Source organism: Pauljensenia sp. UMB0895 (genome assembly GCF_030218905.1).
Taxonomy (GTDB): Bacteria; Actinomycetota; Actinomycetes; order Actinomycetales; family Actinomycetaceae; genus Pauljensenia; species Pauljensenia turicensis_A.
In genome coordinates this window covers 1-16,026 of sequence record NZ_JASOQR010000005.1, presented here as the reverse complement: position 1 = coordinate 16,026, position 16,026 = coordinate 1, and the positions used below count along the sequence as shown (strand labels likewise).

General features: G+C 58.2%; 16 protein-coding genes and 1 tRNA gene. 13 read left to right on the top strand and 4 right to left on the bottom strand.

What is annotated here, in order from left to right:
• Nucleotides 1–34 precede the first annotated feature (34 nt).
• The gene (locus tag QP503_RS03985) at nt 35–1,072 is read right to left on the bottom strand and encodes a LacI family DNA-binding transcriptional regulator (protein WP_285067616.1); all 1,038 of its coding nucleotides are present in this window, start codon (nt 1,070–1,072) and stop codon (nt 35–37) included.
• Between the two features lie 411 nt (nt 1,073–1,483).
• Here QP503_RS03985 and QP503_RS03980 point away from each other — a divergent pair, with 411 nt between their 5' ends.
• Nucleotides 1,484–1,750: an HPr family phosphocarrier protein gene (locus QP503_RS03980; protein ID WP_285067614.1), complete on the top strand. Its 267-nt coding sequence runs from the start codon at nt 1,484–1,486 to the stop codon at nt 1,748–1,750.
• Nucleotides 1,751–1,752: 2 nt separating this feature from the next.
• On the top strand, nt 1,753–3,438 hold the full coding sequence (ptsP, locus tag QP503_RS03975) for a phosphoenolpyruvate--protein phosphotransferase (RefSeq protein WP_285067613.1): 1,686 nt from the start codon (nt 1,753–1,755) through the stop codon (nt 3,436–3,438).
• A gap of 81 nt (nt 3,439–3,519) precedes the next feature.
• Here ptsP and QP503_RS03970 read toward each other — a convergent pair whose 3' ends face one another.
• Together QP503_RS03970 and QP503_RS03965 are read right to left on the bottom strand one after the other, a co-directional pair.
• A complete protein-coding gene (locus QP503_RS03970) occupies nt 3,520–4,143 on the bottom strand; it encodes a superoxide dismutase (protein ID WP_006680505.1) in 624 nt (207 codons plus the stop codon).
• Between the two features lie 266 nt (nt 4,144–4,409).
• Complete coding sequence (locus QP503_RS03965; RefSeq protein ID WP_006680504.1) at nt 4,410–5,354, bottom strand: DUF808 domain-containing protein; 945 nt, start codon at nt 5,352–5,354, stop codon at nt 4,410–4,412.
• Nucleotides 5,355–5,597: 243 nt separating this feature from the next.
• Between QP503_RS03965 and QP503_RS03960 the strand changes: the two genes are divergently transcribed.
• From QP503_RS03960 to QP503_RS03935, 6 genes are all read left to right on the top strand, one after another.
• Entirely contained in the window at nt 5,598–7,301 is a 1,704-nt protein-coding gene (locus tag QP503_RS03960; protein ID WP_285067606.1) for a DUF7059 domain-containing protein, read from the top strand.
• A gap of 114 nt (nt 7,302–7,415) precedes the next feature.
• Complete coding sequence (topA, locus tag QP503_RS03955) at nt 7,416–10,145, top strand: type I DNA topoisomerase (RefSeq protein WP_285084494.1); 2,730 nt, start codon at nt 7,416–7,418, stop codon at nt 10,143–10,145.
• Nucleotides 10,146–10,282: 137 nt separating this feature from the next.
• Nucleotides 10,283–11,134: a dTMP kinase gene (tmk, locus tag QP503_RS03950; RefSeq protein WP_219585889.1), complete on the top strand. Its 852-nt coding sequence runs from the start codon at nt 10,283–10,285 to the stop codon at nt 11,132–11,134.
• Entirely contained in the window at nt 11,134–12,405 is a 1,272-nt protein-coding gene (locus QP503_RS03945) for a DNA polymerase III subunit delta' (protein ID WP_103632933.1), read from the top strand. The genes tmk and QP503_RS03945 overlap by 1 nt, the downstream gene beginning before the upstream one ends.
• 48 nt (nt 12,406–12,453) lie before the next feature.
• On the top strand, nt 12,454–14,100 hold the full coding sequence (locus QP503_RS03940; protein WP_285084495.1) for an alpha/beta hydrolase: 1,647 nt from the start codon (nt 12,454–12,456) through the stop codon (nt 14,098–14,100).
• 181 nt (nt 14,101–14,281) lie between these two features.
• Nucleotides 14,282–14,354, top strand: a tRNA-Thr gene (locus QP503_RS03935).
• Here QP503_RS03935 and QP503_RS08855 read toward each other — a convergent pair.
• Entirely contained in the window at nt 14,310–14,597 is a 288-nt protein-coding gene (locus QP503_RS08855; protein ID WP_350338039.1) for a helix-turn-helix domain-containing protein, read from the bottom strand. The two genes, QP503_RS03935 and QP503_RS08855, sit on opposite strands and share 45 nt — an antisense overlap.
• Before the next feature lie 140 nt (nt 14,598–14,737).
• Between QP503_RS08855 and QP503_RS03930 the strand changes: the two genes are divergently transcribed.
• From QP503_RS03930 to QP503_RS03910, 5 genes are all read left to right on the top strand, one after another.
• Nucleotides 14,738–14,992 (top strand): helix-turn-helix domain-containing protein, encoded by a 255-nt coding sequence (locus tag QP503_RS03930; protein WP_350338038.1) that lies wholly within the window; start codon nt 14,738–14,740, stop codon nt 14,990–14,992.
• A complete protein-coding gene (locus QP503_RS03925) occupies nt 14,979–15,275 on the top strand; it encodes a hypothetical protein (protein WP_006680496.1) in 297 nt (98 codons plus the stop codon). The genes QP503_RS03930 and QP503_RS03925 overlap by 14 nt, the downstream gene beginning before the upstream one ends.
• Nucleotides 15,276–15,312: 37 nt before the next feature.
• Complete coding sequence (locus tag QP503_RS03920) at nt 15,313–15,531, top strand: hypothetical protein (RefSeq protein ID WP_285101270.1); 219 nt, start codon at nt 15,313–15,315, stop codon at nt 15,529–15,531.
• Nucleotides 15,528–15,812: a hypothetical protein gene (locus QP503_RS03915; protein ID WP_006680495.1), complete on the top strand. Its 285-nt coding sequence runs from the start codon at nt 15,528–15,530 to the stop codon at nt 15,810–15,812. Before QP503_RS03920 ends, QP503_RS03915 begins: the two co-directional genes overlap by 4 nt.
• Nucleotides 15,809–16,026: helix-turn-helix domain-containing protein (locus QP503_RS03910; RefSeq protein WP_285101268.1), on the top strand; the 218-nt coding region annotated here is incomplete at its 3' end. The genes QP503_RS03915 and QP503_RS03910, both read left to right, overlap by 4 nt.

Genomic DNA, 16,026 nt, shown 5'->3' with positions numbered 1-16,026 from the left:
AGTGCCCCTGATTCGATTGAAATGAGATGTGTGCTTACGCGGTCCAGCCTTCAATCAAAGTCACTGGGAACTCGTAGCTTCCGCCAGTCGCTCGGTCGTGAGAATCATCGGATGTGTCGGCAGAGCCGTGGGCCTCGCTGCTAGTTTCACCGTTGATCTGCGCAAGCAGGATCTCGACGGCCTTGCGGGCAATCAGATCGAGGGGCTGGCGTAGCGTGGTCAGTCCGGGAAGAGCGCGGTGAATAGCCTGGGTTCCATCGAAGCCGATGATTCGCAGGTCGCCTGGAACGGTCAGGTTGTGCAGGCGTGCCCATTCGAGGACCTCGGCCGCGGCCAGGTCATCGGTGGCGAAAACGCCATCGATTTCTTCGGCGACAGAGTTGAGGCATTCATTGACGGCCAGTTGGCGGATCGCAGAATCCGTGTGGAAGGGAACTTCCAGAATGACCGGTTCAACGCCGTCTTCGCCAAGGGCTCGACGATATCCGTGCTCGCGCAGGTTCTTCGGGTGCGAGCGCGAGGTCAGCAGGGCCGGTCGGTGGCAGCCTGCGTCCAACAAGCGCCTGGTGGCGTCGTATCCGGCGGTTTCGTTGTTGCAACGAACGTTAGGGATCCGGGGTGAGAGCTCGCGGTCGATGGTGACCAGTGGCATGCGTATCGTTTGGTATTCCTCGAGCGCTTCGTTGTGTGCGCCAGAAATAATACCGTCGACTCGATTTCCAACCAGTAGGTTCAAGTAGTCGCGTTCACGGTCCGCGTGTCCCATCGAGTTGCAGATAAGGATGCGGTAGCCCTGTTCGGCAAGGGCGTTTTCAATCTCGACGGCGAGTTCGCCGAAGAAGGGGAGTGCGACAGTCGGGACGATCAATCCGATGGTGTCGGACTTTTTGCCGTGGAGTGCGCGTGCGAGCTGGTTGGGACGGTATCCGAGTTTCGCGATCGCGTCGCCGACGCGGTCCTTTGTTGTCTGGGACAGGTATCCGCGGTTGTTGAGGACTCGCGACACGGTGGTCAATGAGACGCCGGCTTCTTTGGCTACGTCGGCCAGGGTGGGCTCGGAGTGTGACTTCACGGGTTAGGTCCTTGTTTTGCTGGCGGTCGTTCGGTTCATTTTAGATGTTGATGTGTGCAGACCATATGGACTTCTGTCGAAGTGTGAGCCTATTTACTGACTACTCATCTCGTCGCCTGTTGAACGTGTGCCTGACGCGCAGAATACTTGGTCAAGTCCGTGTTAAGCAGGCAAAAAAGGGGACGAGTCTGGGCGTCTTGGTGCGGTGTGTAGTCGGCCCTCGGCTTGGCTGTGGGTGAGGAAAGTGTGGCCGGCCTCGTGAATGGGGAAGAAGGCGGAAGGCGCTGACGTGACAATGGTCGCGCAATTGCACCATGAAAGTGTGCTGACAGGCACGATAATTCCTTTTACGATAAAGGCAAGGGTCAATATGTCCAACGATGGACATACCCGGGTTGGAAGGAAAACCTCATGATCTCTCGTTCTGTTGTCATCGCCTCCTCCGTTGGTCTGCACGCGCGCCCCGCTGCCGTCCTTGCCGATGCCGTTGATGAATCCGGTGTCGACATCGTTATCTCGTTCGACGGTGAAGAAGCAGACGCAGCATCGCTCCTCGAAATCATGACCCTCGGTGTCAAGCACGGCGACGAAGTCACCCTGTCCACCGAAGATGACAACGCTGGCGCTGTTCTCGACTCGCTGGCCAAACTGCTTTCGCGCGATCTCGACCAGGAGTGAGCATGAGCACCGGACACTCAGTCCTTCACGGAATCGGCGTCTCAGCCGGAACAGCCGCTGCTCCGGTAGCGATCGTGCGCCCAGCACCCGGCGTTGATACGAACGAACCTGCTTGCACTGATCCCGAGGTGGACGGTGCCCGTGTGCGCGAGGCTCTCGCAACAGTCAGCAACAGCCTCAAAGAACGTATGGAAACGGCTCCCGAAGAGTCGAAGCCGATCCTGAAAGCCACCGCCAAACTCGCGTCAGACCGCGGTCTGGCAAAGGGGATCGACAAGAAGCTGAAGAAGGGCTTCGGTGTGACTGCCGCAGTCGAAGCAGCTGTCGAAGAATACGCCGAAATGCTCCGCGGACTGGGCGGGTACATGGCGGAACGCGCCACCGACCTGTACGATGTGCGCGACCGTGCAATGTGTGCACTGCGCGGACTTCCGGCTCCCGGCGTTCCCTCATTCGATGAGCCTGTCATCCTGGTTGCTCGCGATCTGGCACCCGCTGAAACTGCAACCCTGAACCCTGAGAAGGTCAAGGGCATCATCACCGAAATCGGTGGCCCCACGTCGCACACCGCGATTCTGGCCGCTCAGCTTGGTATTCCGGCAATCGTGAAGGTTACCGGCATCCTCGATATCACCGAAGGGTGCATGCTCGCCCTTGACGGTGGCGTCGGTGAAGTCATCATTAATCCGACCGACGAAGAAGTTGAGCTTCTTGAAGCGCGCTCGCGTCATCGCGCTACCGCGCTTGCCGGCTCGTCCGGTGAAGGTGCGACCTACGACGGCTACAAGGTCAAGCTTCTCGCCAACATCGGCACGGTCGATGACGCTGAACGCGCAGCTAAGTTCGACCTTGAAGGCTCCGGCTTGTTCCGTACCGAATTCCTGTTCCTCGATCGCGCGGATGCGCCTTCGTTAGAAGAACAGACGGAAACCTACACCAAGGTTCTCCAGGCGTTCGGTGACCGTCGTGTTGTCGTGCGCACGCTTGACGCCGGCGCCGACAAGCCACTGTCGTTTGCGGATCTTGGCAAGGAAGAAAACCCGGCGCTTGGCCGTCGCGGTTTGCGCCTCTGCCAGGCTCGCGAGGACCTGATTGATACGCAGCTGACTGCTTTGGCTGCCGCCTACGAGGCCACGAAGGCTGACCTTTGGGTCATGGCACCGATGGTGTCCACACTTGAGGAAGCCCAGTGGTTCGCCGACAAGGCGCGTGGCGTGGGCCTGCCGAAGGTCGGCATCATGATCGAAGTTCCCGCGGCCGCTATCCGCGCAGACCAGATGCTGTCCATCGTTGACTTTGCCTCGATCGGCACGAATGACCTGACGCAGTACACGATGGCCGCTGACCGCATGGACGGCGAGCTTGCTCCGCTGCTCAACGCGTGGCAGCCGGCTGTCCTGCAGATGATCAAGTTCGCCTGTGAAGGTGGTCGTTCGACAGGCAAGTCGATCGGTGTCTGCGGTGAAGCCGGTGGCGACCCGCTGTTAGCGCTGGTTTTGACAGGTTTGGGTGTTGGCTCCCTGTCGATGGCACCGACCAAGGTGAACGCTGTTCGCGCCGCTCTTCGCCTGCACGACCTGGCGACCTGCCAGCAGATGGCTGCGTATGCGCTGGATGCTCCGACGGCTGAAGAGGGACGCAACAATGTCCTGAAGCTTGTCTCGCCGACGATGCTGGCGTTGCTCTGAGCACCCTCTGATTGAAGCACGAAGCCCCGGACCTCTACGAGGTCCGGGGCTCTGCTTTGTTAGTCAGAGACTAGGCAGGCGTCAGGCGACAACCAGGCCGGTGTACTGGGTGCGGGCGCGCTCGAAGCGTGCTGCGACGTCGTCCCAGTTGACGATGTTCCACCATGCCTTGACGTAGTCTGCCTTGACGTTCTGGTAGTCGAGGTAGAAGGCGTGCTCCCACATATCCAGCATGAGTAGCGGGACGGTGGCGACCGGGATGTTACCCTGCTGGTCGGTCAGCTGGAAGGTGACCAGGCGGCCAGCGAGTGCATCCCATGCGAGGATGCCCCAGCCGGAGCCCTGCAGGCCGAGAGCCGCTGCTGCGAACTGGCCCTGGAACTTCTCGAAGGAGCCGAAGTATTCGTCGATTGCTGCGGCGAGTTCGCCTTCGGGGCGACCCTGGCCGTCGGGGGTCATGTTCTGCCAGAAGATGGTGTGGTTGGTGTGGCCACCGAGGTTGAACGCAAGGTTCTTCTCGTACAGGTTGATGGCGGCGAAGTCGCCGGATTCGCGTGCTGCTTCGAGCTTCTCAAGGGCGGTGTTTGCGCCACCGACGTAGTTTGCGTGGTGCTTGTCATGGTGCAGTTCCATGATTGTGCCGGAGATGTGCGGCTCGAGTGCTGCGTAGTCGTAGGGGAGCTCGGGGAGCGTGTAGACGGTCATTGCGTCTCCTTCGTTAGGTATTTATGGCAGTGCCGCGACTGCCGTTCACACTTTCGAGGGTACAGGGCTTTAGTCCCCTTTTGCTACGGGAACGGTGGAACATGGACGTGAGGTTTCAGCCATTGCCGGCTGGGAATAAAACGCGCGTTGGGTGCAACGGGTGTGGTTTCACGAGGCCGCGCCCGCCTGTCGTAGGTCTTGGCGCAATTGGTGCGCGAGCTCGCCTCTGCTGATGGAGGTGTTGCGTTAGGGCCTCGTCGATGCCCTTACTTGGTGTGGCGCACCCGCTTGATGACGCTGGAAAACCCGAGCCAAATGTAGGCCAGGACGATGCCCCAGATCATGCCGAAGATGCCGGATTGGACGGTTTCGGCGGTCCATGCGGCGGCGCCACCGAGGTGTTCGACGTAGGAGACGCCGTGCTCGACGATGTGATGGAGCACGGTGAAGCCGAGGGTATTGAGGGAGGAGATGACGATGTGTCCGCCGACCCAGAGCATAGCGATCGTGCCGACGATTCCGATGACGGTGAAGACCTTCGGCATGACGGAAACGAGGCCTCGTCCAAAGCTGGCAATGCCACCCTTCTTTTCTGCGAGGCGTAGACCAAGGTCATCCATTTTGACCAGGACGGCGACGATTCCGTAGACGAAGAAGGTCATGAAGAAGGCGACACCGACCATGATGCCAACTTTGATGAGGTTGGAGGTGGTGGTGACGCCGGCCAGCGAAATAAGCATAATTTCCGCGGAAAGAATCAGGTCAGTGCGAGTGGCGGAAGAAACGATGCCCATCTCAATTTCTTCAGGAGTAACGGAGGTCGCTGAGTCCTTGTGGTCAACGTGTTCGGGATAGAGGTGGAGCTTGGCGAGAGCTTTTTCTCCGCCTTCGAAGCAGAGATACGAGCCACCGATAATGAGGATGACAGGCAGAAGCCAGGGGGCTAGCCAGGTGAGGATCAATGCGACCGGCAGGATGATGGCGAGCTTGTTAATAAGGGATGCGCGCGCGATCTTCTTGATGATCGGGATTTCACGACTCGGGTCAAGGCCAGCCACATACTGCGGGGTGATGGCGGTGTCGTCGATGACGACGCCAACGGCTTTCGACGATGCTTTTGCGGCGCCGACAGCAATGTCATCGAGGGATGATGCTGTTGCTTTCGCGAGCGTGGCAATGTCGTCGAGAAGTGCGATGAGTCCGCCGGCCATGTTTGTCCTTGAAGTAGACGGTGTGTACGTCTCATCATGCCAGCGTTGGGGTGCCTGCGTGTAGCGAGGACGGGTGGGAGTGGGTGCGCAGGGAGTTGGTGCGTGGTTGGGTGAGTACGATCGCTTTCCGCTGGTTGTTGGTGATTCAGTGACGAGGCCGCGCTTGTGGATACAAGTTTGCGTGTTCACAGGGCGCGGTTTGTGCAATTCGATTTGTCCATGGTGGCAACTAGTGTTGGTGTCATGAACGAATCCGAAGTGGCTGTTGCCAATACGCCGATCGTTGATCCGGCACTGATCGCGTGTCTGCGCTCTGACTTTGATGATGCCGGCTGGTACGTCGATGCTCTGAAGCAGGTTGTGTCGCAACGTGCTCTTACGGCCTTGGGGCGTGAACAGCGTGTGCCTGCGTTGGTTGAACTGCGTGCTCAGACCGCTCCGATCTCTGTTTTGACCAGGCTCTTCATGTTGGGCGATACGGTGGCGGGACAGCAGCTGGATCAGGCACTTCCCACGTGTGGCGTCGCCGGTGCCGTGTCGCTGGGTCTTGTGCAACCCGTGGCCGACTCGAGCTCTCCGTCGCGCTACCGCGCGACGGTTGACCTGCGCCCCTACAGCGCTGTGATTCCCGACGTTATGGTCGGCGGTGGGTCAGATTCTGATTCGACTCGACAGCTGAATTGGTGGATTGCCTCAGATCTAACGTCAATGGTGACAGGCGGAGCTCTTCGCCCTGACCACGTGTTGGGTGTGGGTGGAGCATCCACCAGTCTGCTTGAGATGACGATCCGAAAGCCCTTTACGTCTGCCCTCGATATGGGGTGTGGTTGCGGAATCCAGGCGATGCACTTGGCAACTCATTGTGAACGTGTTGTGGCGACTGACCTGTCAGAGCGCGCGTGCCAGTTCACACGCTTTAATGCGGCGTTGAATGACATGCAGATTGATGTGCGTGCGGGTTCGCTTTTTGAACCCGTTGCTGGACAGACCTTTGATCTGATCGTGACGAACCCTCCCTTCGTTATTACTCCTGATGTTCTGCGCGGAGATGGCGACGATCTGCTGGAATATCGCGATGGCGGGATGAGTCGTGACGAACTAGTTCGCACCGTAATCCAGATGGGCCCAGATTATCTGGTGCCCGGCGGGTATATGCAGATGATTGGGAACTGGGAGATCCCCGCGGATGTGGATCCCGATTCTGGGTGGTCAGATCGTCTGAAGCCGTGGTTCTCCGACCGGCCCGTGGACGCGTGGATTGTCCAGCGCGATGTCTTGGACCCCGCGCAGTACGTGGAAATGTGGCTTCAAGATGCTGATCCCCACGACGCGGATTCTGAAGCGGATGCTGAACTGGACATTGGCGAATCCGGAGCGATGGTCGGTGTCGAGGATCCTTTCGGCCTCGTAGATTCGAAGCGAGAAATCGCATACGCGAAATGGCTCGCCGACTTTGACAGCGCGAACGTCGGCGCAGTCGGCATGGGGTTTGTTGCCATGCGACGACTGGACGCGGACGAAGCGGGTGGCGCTCGCGGAATCCAGCACTTCGATCTTGAACTCACTGGGCGCAGGCCGTTAGGAGCAGATGTCGAGCGCACGTTGGATGCGTTGCGCCTTCCGGACGATCTTGGTGCGCTGACTCTGGTTCGTGCCGATGACGTGACTGAAGAACGCCACTTTGTTCCAGGTACCCCTGATCCGAACGTCATGATCATGCATCAGGGCAGTGGACTTGGACGATCCATCATGGTCGGTACCGCCGTGTCAGCGATTGTTGGGGCGTGCGACGGCGAACTAGAGGTCGGGCAGATCAGTGCGGCCGTGGCGATGCTCACTGACCGTGAAATCTCAGACGTTCGCGCGGAAGTCGACACTCCGCTTCGAGCCCTGATTCGGGCAGGAATGCTTGAAGTTGCGACGTGTAGCAAGCAGTCGACCGTCTAGTGGACTTTCGTTGACACCGAGTGGACAGTGCGCGAAATTTGCCGGGTCCGTTGTAAGGTCAGGCAAGCGCGACGATTTTCGTTGAATTCAAATTAGGCACCGAAAGGGTGAGTCATGGGAGCGTCAAAGCTGGTCATCGTGGAGTCTCCCGCGAAGGCTGCGACCATCGAGGGATACCTAGGTCCCGACTACCATGTGACCGCATCAATTGGGCACATTCGTGACTTGCCTCAGCCGAAGGAGCTTCCGACCGACATGAAGAAGGGCCCCTACGGCCGCTTCGCCGTCGATGTCGAGCACGGTTTTACCCCTTACTATGCGGTCAACCCGGACAAGAAGAAAAAGGTCACCGAACTCAGGCGTGCGCTGAAAGAAGCCGACGAACTCTTCCTGGCAACTGATGAGGACCGCGAAGGTGAAGCAATCGCATGGCACCTTCTGCAGGTGTTGAAACCGAAGGTGCCGGTTAAGCGTATGGTCTTCCACGAAATCACAAAGGAAGCGATTACTCGCGCGCTTGAGAACACTCGTGAGCTCGATACGGCGCTCGTCGATGCGCAGGAAACCCGTCGAATCCTTGACCGCCTGTACGGCTACGAGGTCTCGCCTCTGCTCTGGCGCAAGATCCGTCCTTCCCTGTCGGCTGGTCGCGTGCAGTCAGTGGCAACCCGTCTGGTCGTGGATCGTGAACGTGACCGTATTGCCCACATTCCTGCTGAATACTGGTCAATCCAGACCCGCATCGAAGCAGGCGACGCGTTCAACGCGAAGGTAACGCACGTTGATGGTCGATCCGTAGCAACAGGTTCCGACTTCAGCGAGAAGGGTGTTCTGAAGGACAAGTCGGAAAAGGCTGACGTCCTGCACCTGAACGAGGCACTCGCTCAAGATCTCGCCACCGCGTTGGAAGCATCCACGACGTCGGTTATTGATTCGGTCACGCAGAAGCCGTATCGTCGTCGTCCGGCAGCGCCGTTCACGACGTCCACACTGCAGCAGGAAGCCTCGCGAAAGCTGCACTGGAATGCCTCGTCGACAATGCGTACCGCTCAGTCTCTGTACGAGTCCGGTTACATCACCTACATGCGAACCGACTCGACTGTACTGTCCGGCCAAGCCATTGCCGCGGCTCGAGCGCAGGCCGCAGAACTTTACGGTGCCGCCTCTGTCCCCGAGAAGCCTCGCGTGTACGGCAAGGCTGCGAAGGGAGCACAGGAAGCTCACGAAGCTATCCGTCCCGCCGGCGATCACTTCCGTACCCCCGCACAGGTTGCAGGTCAGTTGAGCCGTCAGCAGTTGGCTCTCTATGACTTGATCTGGAAGCGTACGGTTGCCTCGCAGATGACCGACGCTGTCGGTTTTACCGCGACGATTCGTGTTGCTACCGACGTTGCCACATCCGATGGTGCGCACTCTGTTGTTTCTTCCGCCTCTGGCACGGTCATCACCGAGCCCGGCTTCCGTCAGGCCTACGAAGAAGGCCGTGACAAGGGCCGTTACGACGCTGAAAAGGACAGTGAAGCAGAAGCAACTCTGCCGAACGTCTCCGAAGGCGATAGTGCAAACGTCGTGGAAGCAATCGCTGAAAGACACGAGACTCAGCCTCCGGGTCGCTACACCGAAGCAACTCTGGTCAAGACTATGGAAGAGCGTGGCATCGGTCGTCCTTCCACGTATGCGGCAACGATCCAGACGATCGGTGACCGCGGATACATCACGCACCGCGGTCAGTACCTTGTGCCGACATGGTTGGCATTCTCGGTCATGCGTCTGCTGGAAGAGAGCCTGCCTGGATTGGTTGACTACGACTTCACCGCGTCTATGGAAACGGATCTTGACCGCATCGCTACCGGTGAAGAAAAGGGTGCTGACTTCCTCACCGGTTTTTACCTGGGTGAAAATGGCAAGGGCGATGAAGACGGCTTGAAGTATCAGGTCGAATCACTCGGCGACGATATCGATGCTCGCGCCGTGAACTCGCAGCCTGTTGGTGATGACGTGGTTGTTCGCGTGGGTCGCTATGGCCCGTACCTTGAAAAGGCTGATGGCACGCGCGCCAACCTGCCCGAAGACGTTGCTCCCGATGAGGTCAACGCCGAAAAGATCTCCGAACTGTTCGCTCTTGCTGCAGATGATGGTCGCGAGCTGGGTGTTGATCCGCAAACCGGTCACACGCTGGTGGCAAAAAACGGCCGTTTTGGCCCTTACATCACCGAGATTCTTCCCGAACCGGAAGAAACAGAAGCCACGACTGCGAGGGGACGCAAGAAGGCTGCACCGAAGCCTCGAACCGCATCGCTGTTTAAGAGCATGGACCTGTCGACGGTGACCCTTGAACAGGCTCTCCAACTGCTTTCGCTTCCGCGCGAGGTCGGTGTTGATCCGGAAACGCAGGAAGTGATTACCGCTCAGAACGGTCGCTATGGTCCGTACCTGAAGAAGGGGAGCGACTCGCGCACGCTGGCGTCGGAAGAACAGTTGCTCACGATCACGGTGGACGAGGCTCTTGCGATCTACGCTCAGCCGAAAGTTCGCGGTCGAGGCGCTGCAAAGCCACCGCTTCGCGAGTTCGGTGAAGACCCGGTGTCCGGTAAGAAGGTCACGGTGAAGGACGGTCGTTTCGGTCCGTACGTGACAGACGGAGAAACGAACGTGACGGTGCCTCGTGCAGAAAGCGTCGAAGACCTGACCGAAGAACGTGCCTTCATGCTACTTGCCGATAAGCGTGCAAAGGGGCCGGCTCCGAAGCGAGGTCGTGCGACCGCGAAGAAGTCGAGCACAAAGAAGACCACGACACGTAAGACAACAACAAAGAAAACTGCTGCAAAGAAGACAACGAAGTAGTGGTCGACCGGTGCGCATCGGCAGGAACTGAACACCGGGGCCTGCAGTGACGTGCATGCGACGAACACATGTCTTTGTTCCAAAACAGGGCAGGTCATGCGACGATTGAAAGCATGACGGTAGACGGGAGTATGGGGATGAGCGCTGAGGGTGTGTTTATCACCTTCGAAGGTGGCGACGGAGCTGGAAAATCAACGCAGATCCAGCGCGTTCGTGACTGGTTTATCGAGCGTGGTCGTACCGTCAAGGTCACCCGTGAGCCCGGCGGTACCGAGCTTGGCGTTCAGATCCGTCAGATGGTTCAAAACGGTCCCGAAGACATCGATCCTCAGACCGAAGCCCTACTGTATGCAGCGGATCGCGCCTATCACGTTGCTACCCTGATCCGTCCAGCTCTTGCAGCCGGTGAGGTCGTATTGGCTGATCGCTATATCGATTCGTCACTCGCATACCAAGGGGCCGCTCGATCGCTTGGTGTTGACGAAATTCGTTCCCTGTCCATGTGGGCAACCCAGAGCCTAGATCCGACCCTGACCTTCCTGCTCGACCTGCCTCCAGAAGTGGGAGCCCGTCGTCGCACGGACGCCCCCGACCGCATGGAACGCGAATCCACGGACTTCCATGAGCGCGTCCGCCACGAATACCTGCGTTTGGCCGATGCTGAACCTGAACGCATTATCGTGATCGACGGCGTTGGCACGCCCGACGAAGTCTTTTCCGAAATCCGTGGTGTCCTTGAAGAACGCTTCGGCTCTGGCGTTGTTCAACACGTGGATGATGAAACCGCCGTCGATCAACCTTCTCGACCGGTCGACAAATCTGCCGAACCGTTGACTACGGATAACGCGAAGGTGGTGTCGCACTCGGCGCCGAAAGCCAAGACAAAGTCCGGCGCTCAGTCTTCGAAGTCATCCAAGAAGAAGTCAATGCTTGGAATCCTTGCAGGACAGGCACCCCTGTGGCCATCCGCAGAAGAAGATAAAGCCTAATGGCGCTCCGTGGAGCACACGTCTGGGATGAACTCGTCGGCCAAGAAGCCGCCGTCGAGATCCTTCGAGGTGCTGCGCTAGGTGCGCGTGGCCTCGTCGATGGGGAACATGCGCACGCGTCTGTTGATCCCTCCCAGGCGGATCGCACTTCAGCCGACCCCTCCGATGACGATATCGATTCGGCCGGCGATGACGCTTCTCGCGCGATGAGCCACGCGTGGCTGATTACCGGACCGCCCGGTTCGGGTCGTTCGGTTGCTGCCAGGGCATTCGCGGCAGCCCTCCAATGCACCGAAGCCGACATGGGTGCAGGACACTGCCCAGGTTGCATAACAACGATGAACGGATCGAATGCTGACGTGCACCTTGTGGCCACAGAAGCCAGCGTCATTTCTGTCGATACCGCGCGTTCTCTGGTTCTCCACGCTCAGTCAGCACCCTCGCAGGGACGTTGGCGCGTCATCATCGTTGAAGATGCGGATCGTCTGACTGAAGCCGGCGCGAACGCGCTACTGAAAGCCATTGAAGAACCGCCCGCTCGCACCGTCTGGCTCCTGTGTTCTCCCAGCCCAGAAGACATGATTACGACGATTCGTTCGCGTTGCCGTCACCTTGGGCTCCGTATTCCATCCGTGGAAGCGGTCGCTGACCTGCTTGTCAGGGAAGGCGTGGCAGACCGGCAGAGCGCGATCAGCGCTGCCCGCACCGCCCAGTCGCATATCGGGTTGGCGAGGGCGCTGGCGAAAGACCCTGAAATGCGTGAGCGCCGTCGTCAGATTATGACCGCACCGGTTCGCGTTCGCTCCGTGGGAGAAGCAGTTTTCGCTGCCGAAGGTCTTTTGAAGACAGCGCAGGCGCAAGCTGATGCGCAGACTCTTGAACGAAACGCGCGAGAGAAAGCAGCTTTGCTTCGCCAGCTCGGCATGGACGAATCCGAGCGACCTGACCGTCAGCAAAGAGTGATGCTCAAACAACTGGAAGACGACCAGAAGCGCCGTTCCAAGCGTGCTCTGACCGATGCGTTAGATCGTGCGCTCGTTGATTTGCTCGCGATCTATCGCGATGTGCTGATGGTGCAGTTGGGGACCGGTCAACAGTTGGTGAATGCTGATCTTGAAGATTTGGTTTACGAACTGGCGTCCGATTCGACGCCTCGTCAGACAATGGGTCGCGTTGCCGCAATTGAAGAAGCCCGCAAGCGCCTTGTGTCGAACGGACAGGCACTTCTTGTGCTCGAAGCGATGGCAGTATCGCTTCGTCCCCAGGCTTAACGTCAGCCCAAGCACTCACTCCGACGAGGACTCCCATATCCTTGTTCTATGATTGTGAAGTCGAAGCGTCGAATAGCGATTGTTGCGATTGTTGGCGTCGTTGTCTTGGCGTTGCCGTTCATTGTGAACGCGGCAATGCTCCTGATTAACAGCTTCCGCTATTCCGAGAGCTCCATCCGCCCCTCCGAACCGAACGCCGTTTCGGGCACATCGATCGATGATTTCTATCGTCAGACAATCAACTGGGGCGATTGCTCGACACAACAGATTTCCGACGGTTCGTCGGTGCCTCCTTCCGATCCGCAGAACTATCAGTGCGCAACGCTGTACGCGCCACTGGACTGGGACGAGCCCTCGGGCGAGCAAATTACGCTGTCGATCGCAGTGCATCGCAGTGGGGTCGAGGATGCTCCGGCGCTTTTCTACAATCTTGGTGGTCCGGGTGGCGCTGCCGTGTCGTCACTGGTCGGCCAAGTAAACGACGGTTTGGGCGATGCGGTTGTGAAGACTTATGACATCGTTGCTCTGGATCCTCGTGGCGTTGGCGCCTCGTCCCCCGCGATCTGTATGACGGATGCCCAGCGTGATGCCTACGCGACGGATGGCACGCTGGGCGATGGTGGGACTGCTGGCGAAGGTGTCTCCGGCCGCACTATGGATCCCGCTGAGATCATCGCGCACGCCGAAAAGCTGAGCGCCAGGATCGCCGATGGTTGCCAGCAACTGTCCGGGAACGTCTACAAGCACATCGATACGGTGTCCGTGGCGAAGGATTTCGACATGGCTCGTGCAATTCTTGGTCAAGAGAAGCTGAACTACCTTGGGTATTCCTACGGCACGTTCGTTGGCGCACTCTACGCCGATATGTTCGCTGACAAGGTGGGGCGTTTCGTTCTTGATGGTGCGATTGATCCAGCGATGGATATCAACCAGGTGTCGGATCTTCAGATGGAAGGTTTTGAAGCGTCCGCGCGCCATTGGCTTGAAGAATGTGTTGCGGGGAAGGATTGCCCGTTCAGCGGAAGCGTTAATGACGCGGTCGCTGATCTTGTGGCCTTTCTTGATGCTGTCGCGGATCAGCCACTTGAGACTTCGGATCCTGACCGTCCGTTGACGCGTAATCTGGCGTTGACGGGAATTATTACGGGCTTGTATTCGTCCGATTCGTATTCTGTCCTCACCGAGGCGGTGCGCCAGGCGGTACAGGATAGCGACGGTTCGCAGTTGCTGTATATCGCGGACTTGTCCAGTGAGCGCCAGGATGATGGTACGTTCGCGTCGAATTCGATGGATGCGTTGATCGCGGTGAATAACGCTGATTATGAGCCGGTTGGCACCCCGGAAGAGTGGGCGCAGGCCGCTGAGAAACTGGCTGATACGCTCCCGGTCTTCGGCGCGGATGCGGGGTATGCGTCGGCCGGTCTGAGTGCGTGGCCGACTGATCATGCGGCTCGCCAGCCTGTGAGTGCGAAGGGTGCCGCGCCGATTGTCGTGGTGGGGACGACGCATGATCCTGCGACTCCGTATGTGATGGCGCAGAACTTGGCGTCTCAGTTGGAGTCCGGTGTGCTGGTCTCGGTTGAAGGCTGGTCGCACACCGCCTATTCGAAGAAGGCCAGTACGTGCGTGGTGGATGCAGTCGAAGGCTACTTGGTCGACGGGACAGTTCCGGCCAACGGTTTGAGTTGTTCGTGACCGCCTCCTGATTCACGAGGCCGATCGGCTCCGCCCCCGGGTGGGATGGTCGTCGGATTGTGGGCGGCCTCGCATGTGAGGAATATCCAAACGGTTAATCTGGGTAGTCATTTGCGGCAAACCCGTGGCGCACATTATGGTTATACCGTTGTCCGAACGCCCCTGTGGGGATTGCGGACAGGCCACCTTAGCTCAGTCGGCAGAGCGATTCACTCGTAATGAATAGGTCGTGGGTTCGATTCCCACAGGTGGCTCTGAGTTGCCCCCGCGAGAGCGGGGGTTTTCGCATATCCGGGGACGAATGGAGCCGGTATCCAGCCACCCTCACAGTCTGGCTTGGGTAGCAAGTCGGACGTTTCAACATTCAGGTAGTTAGCAACGAGACTGAGCTCTTCAGCTGTCCATGCAACGTAGCCATTTAGTTTCCTGCTCATTGTTGCATGGGAGATTCCAATGGCGTCGCCCAACTCTTTCCGAGTGATGCGCTGGGCGAACATTTGCTGATTTACAGTCATGCCCAGTGCAAGATCGTGACTCAGCCGAGTTTCGTTTCTTCCTTGACTCATGTCTCAATAGTATCAGATGTGCACGTAATGCACAAGATGTGCTTGCATGTTTGAAAAGTGCGTGATTTGATATGCGCATGAATGTACATCAGATGCACAAACAGTACACAAGTGACTTGTTGACGGCTCGTGAAGCGGCGCAAATTTTGCCATCCACTTCCGCCGCAACCGTTTCGCGGTGGGCGCGCGATCGTCTTATTCCGTATGTGGAACTACCTAACGGGCGACGCTTTTTTGAGCGGGCAGACATTGAGAAGCTAATGACGCGCGTTCCCGTCCGCAATGAGGCCGTTCTGTCTGGCGGTGGGTTTGATGATGCCGAATAAACCAAGCCGGGAGTCATACGAGAGCCTTATCGCTTCGTTGCGCGATGCGGTGCGGGAAACCGAGGATACGGCCAGCGCGATTAGTAAGTTGTATGACCTCGTATGGGCTATCAAAGACGAGAAAGCCCTCCGCGAGATTCAAGCGCTGGCCGGTCGTATGTGCACTGCGGGCGCAAGCATTATGGAGTACTCAACGCGTATTGATTTGGCGATAAGTCTTGACACAGGCGTTATTGCAAGCGGTGAGGCCGTTCTGTCTGGTGGTGGGTCTGGTGAGTGCTGAGGCTGTTCAGTGGGCTTGGCGGGTTGAGTGTCGTCGGTTGAGTGACAAGTTGGTTTTGCTTCGGTTGGCGTGGAAGGCGGATGGCGATGGTGCTGTTCGTGTTGATCCGGCGTTGGTGTCGGGTGTGACGGGTTTGAGCTTGTCTCGTGTGGAAGCGTCTATTTCTTCTTTAGAGCGTTCGGGTCTTATTGATGCTCGGCGGTGGTCTGATTCGGGCTGCTGGTCAGCCCGCTTGCTGTTAGGGGGCGCGTTGTGAGTTTGGAAGCGATTGAGTGGGCGTTTGGTTTAACCGACGGTATTGATGTGCTCGAAAAGATGGTCTTGTTGTCTTTGGCTGATGATGCTGGCGAGGACGGCTGGATGTTGTTGCGCTCGCTTGAGCGTCCAGCTCGCCGGTCGCGTTCAAGTGTTGATGATGTGAAAGGTGCTTTGGTCCATCTTCGTGAGCTTGGGCTTATCAAGATGGATGGCTCGGATATTGAAGCGGAGCGCTTTCCCACGTTGTGTCAGGTGATGGTGGGGAGTGATGGGCTGTGAGTTTCAGGGCTGTTGCGTGGGCGTTTGATCGGATTAAGGGTCTTGGGCAGGGCGAGAAACTGGTGTTGTTGGCGTTGGCGGAGTTCGCTAACGACGAGGATGAGACGTGGCGTTCGCGTGAGGAGATTGCTCAGCGTGCGGAGTGTTCTTTGCGGAGTGTGGCGTCGCATTTAAAGACGCTGGATGAGTGTGGGCTCATTTCACGTGTTCCGCG

Excerpts from the sequence above, each read along its gene's own strand:
- QP503_RS03960 (WP_285067606.1), top strand. The coding sequence starts at position 5,598 with ATGAACGAATCCGAAGTGGCTGTTGCCAATACGCCGATCGTTGATCCG.
- QP503_RS03940 (WP_285084495.1), top strand. The coding sequence starts at position 12,454 with ATGATTGTGAAGTCGAAGCGTCGAATAGCGATTGTTGCGATTGTTGGC.
- QP503_RS03970 (WP_006680505.1), bottom strand. The coding sequence starts at position 4,143 with ATGACCGTCTACACGCTCCCCGAGCTCCCCTACGACTACGCAGCACTC.
- QP503_RS03930 (WP_350338038.1), top strand. The coding sequence starts at position 14,738 with ATGCGCATGAATGTACATCAGATGCACAAACAGTACACAAGTGACTTG.
- QP503_RS03965 (WP_006680504.1), bottom strand. The coding sequence starts at position 5,354 with ATGGCCGGCGGACTCATCGCACTTCTCGACGACATTGCCACGCTCGCG.
- tmk (WP_219585889.1), top strand. The coding sequence starts at position 10,283 with ATGAGCGCTGAGGGTGTGTTTATCACCTTCGAAGGTGGCGACGGAGCT.
- QP503_RS08855 (WP_350338039.1), bottom strand. The coding sequence starts at position 14,597 with ATGTTCGCCCAGCGCATCACTCGGAAAGAGTTGGGCGACGCCATTGGA.
- ptsP (WP_285067613.1), top strand. The coding sequence starts at position 1,753 with ATGAGCACCGGACACTCAGTCCTTCACGGAATCGGCGTCTCAGCCGGA.
- QP503_RS03925 (WP_006680496.1), top strand. The coding sequence starts at position 14,979 with ATGATGCCGAATAAACCAAGCCGGGAGTCATACGAGAGCCTTATCGCT.
- topA (WP_285084494.1), top strand. The coding sequence starts at position 7,416 with ATGGGAGCGTCAAAGCTGGTCATCGTGGAGTCTCCCGCGAAGGCTGCG.
- QP503_RS03980 (WP_285067614.1), top strand. The coding sequence starts at position 1,484 with ATGATCTCTCGTTCTGTTGTCATCGCCTCCTCCGTTGGTCTGCACGCG.
- QP503_RS03945 (WP_103632933.1), top strand. The coding sequence starts at position 11,134 with ATGGCGCTCCGTGGAGCACACGTCTGGGATGAACTCGTCGGCCAAGAA.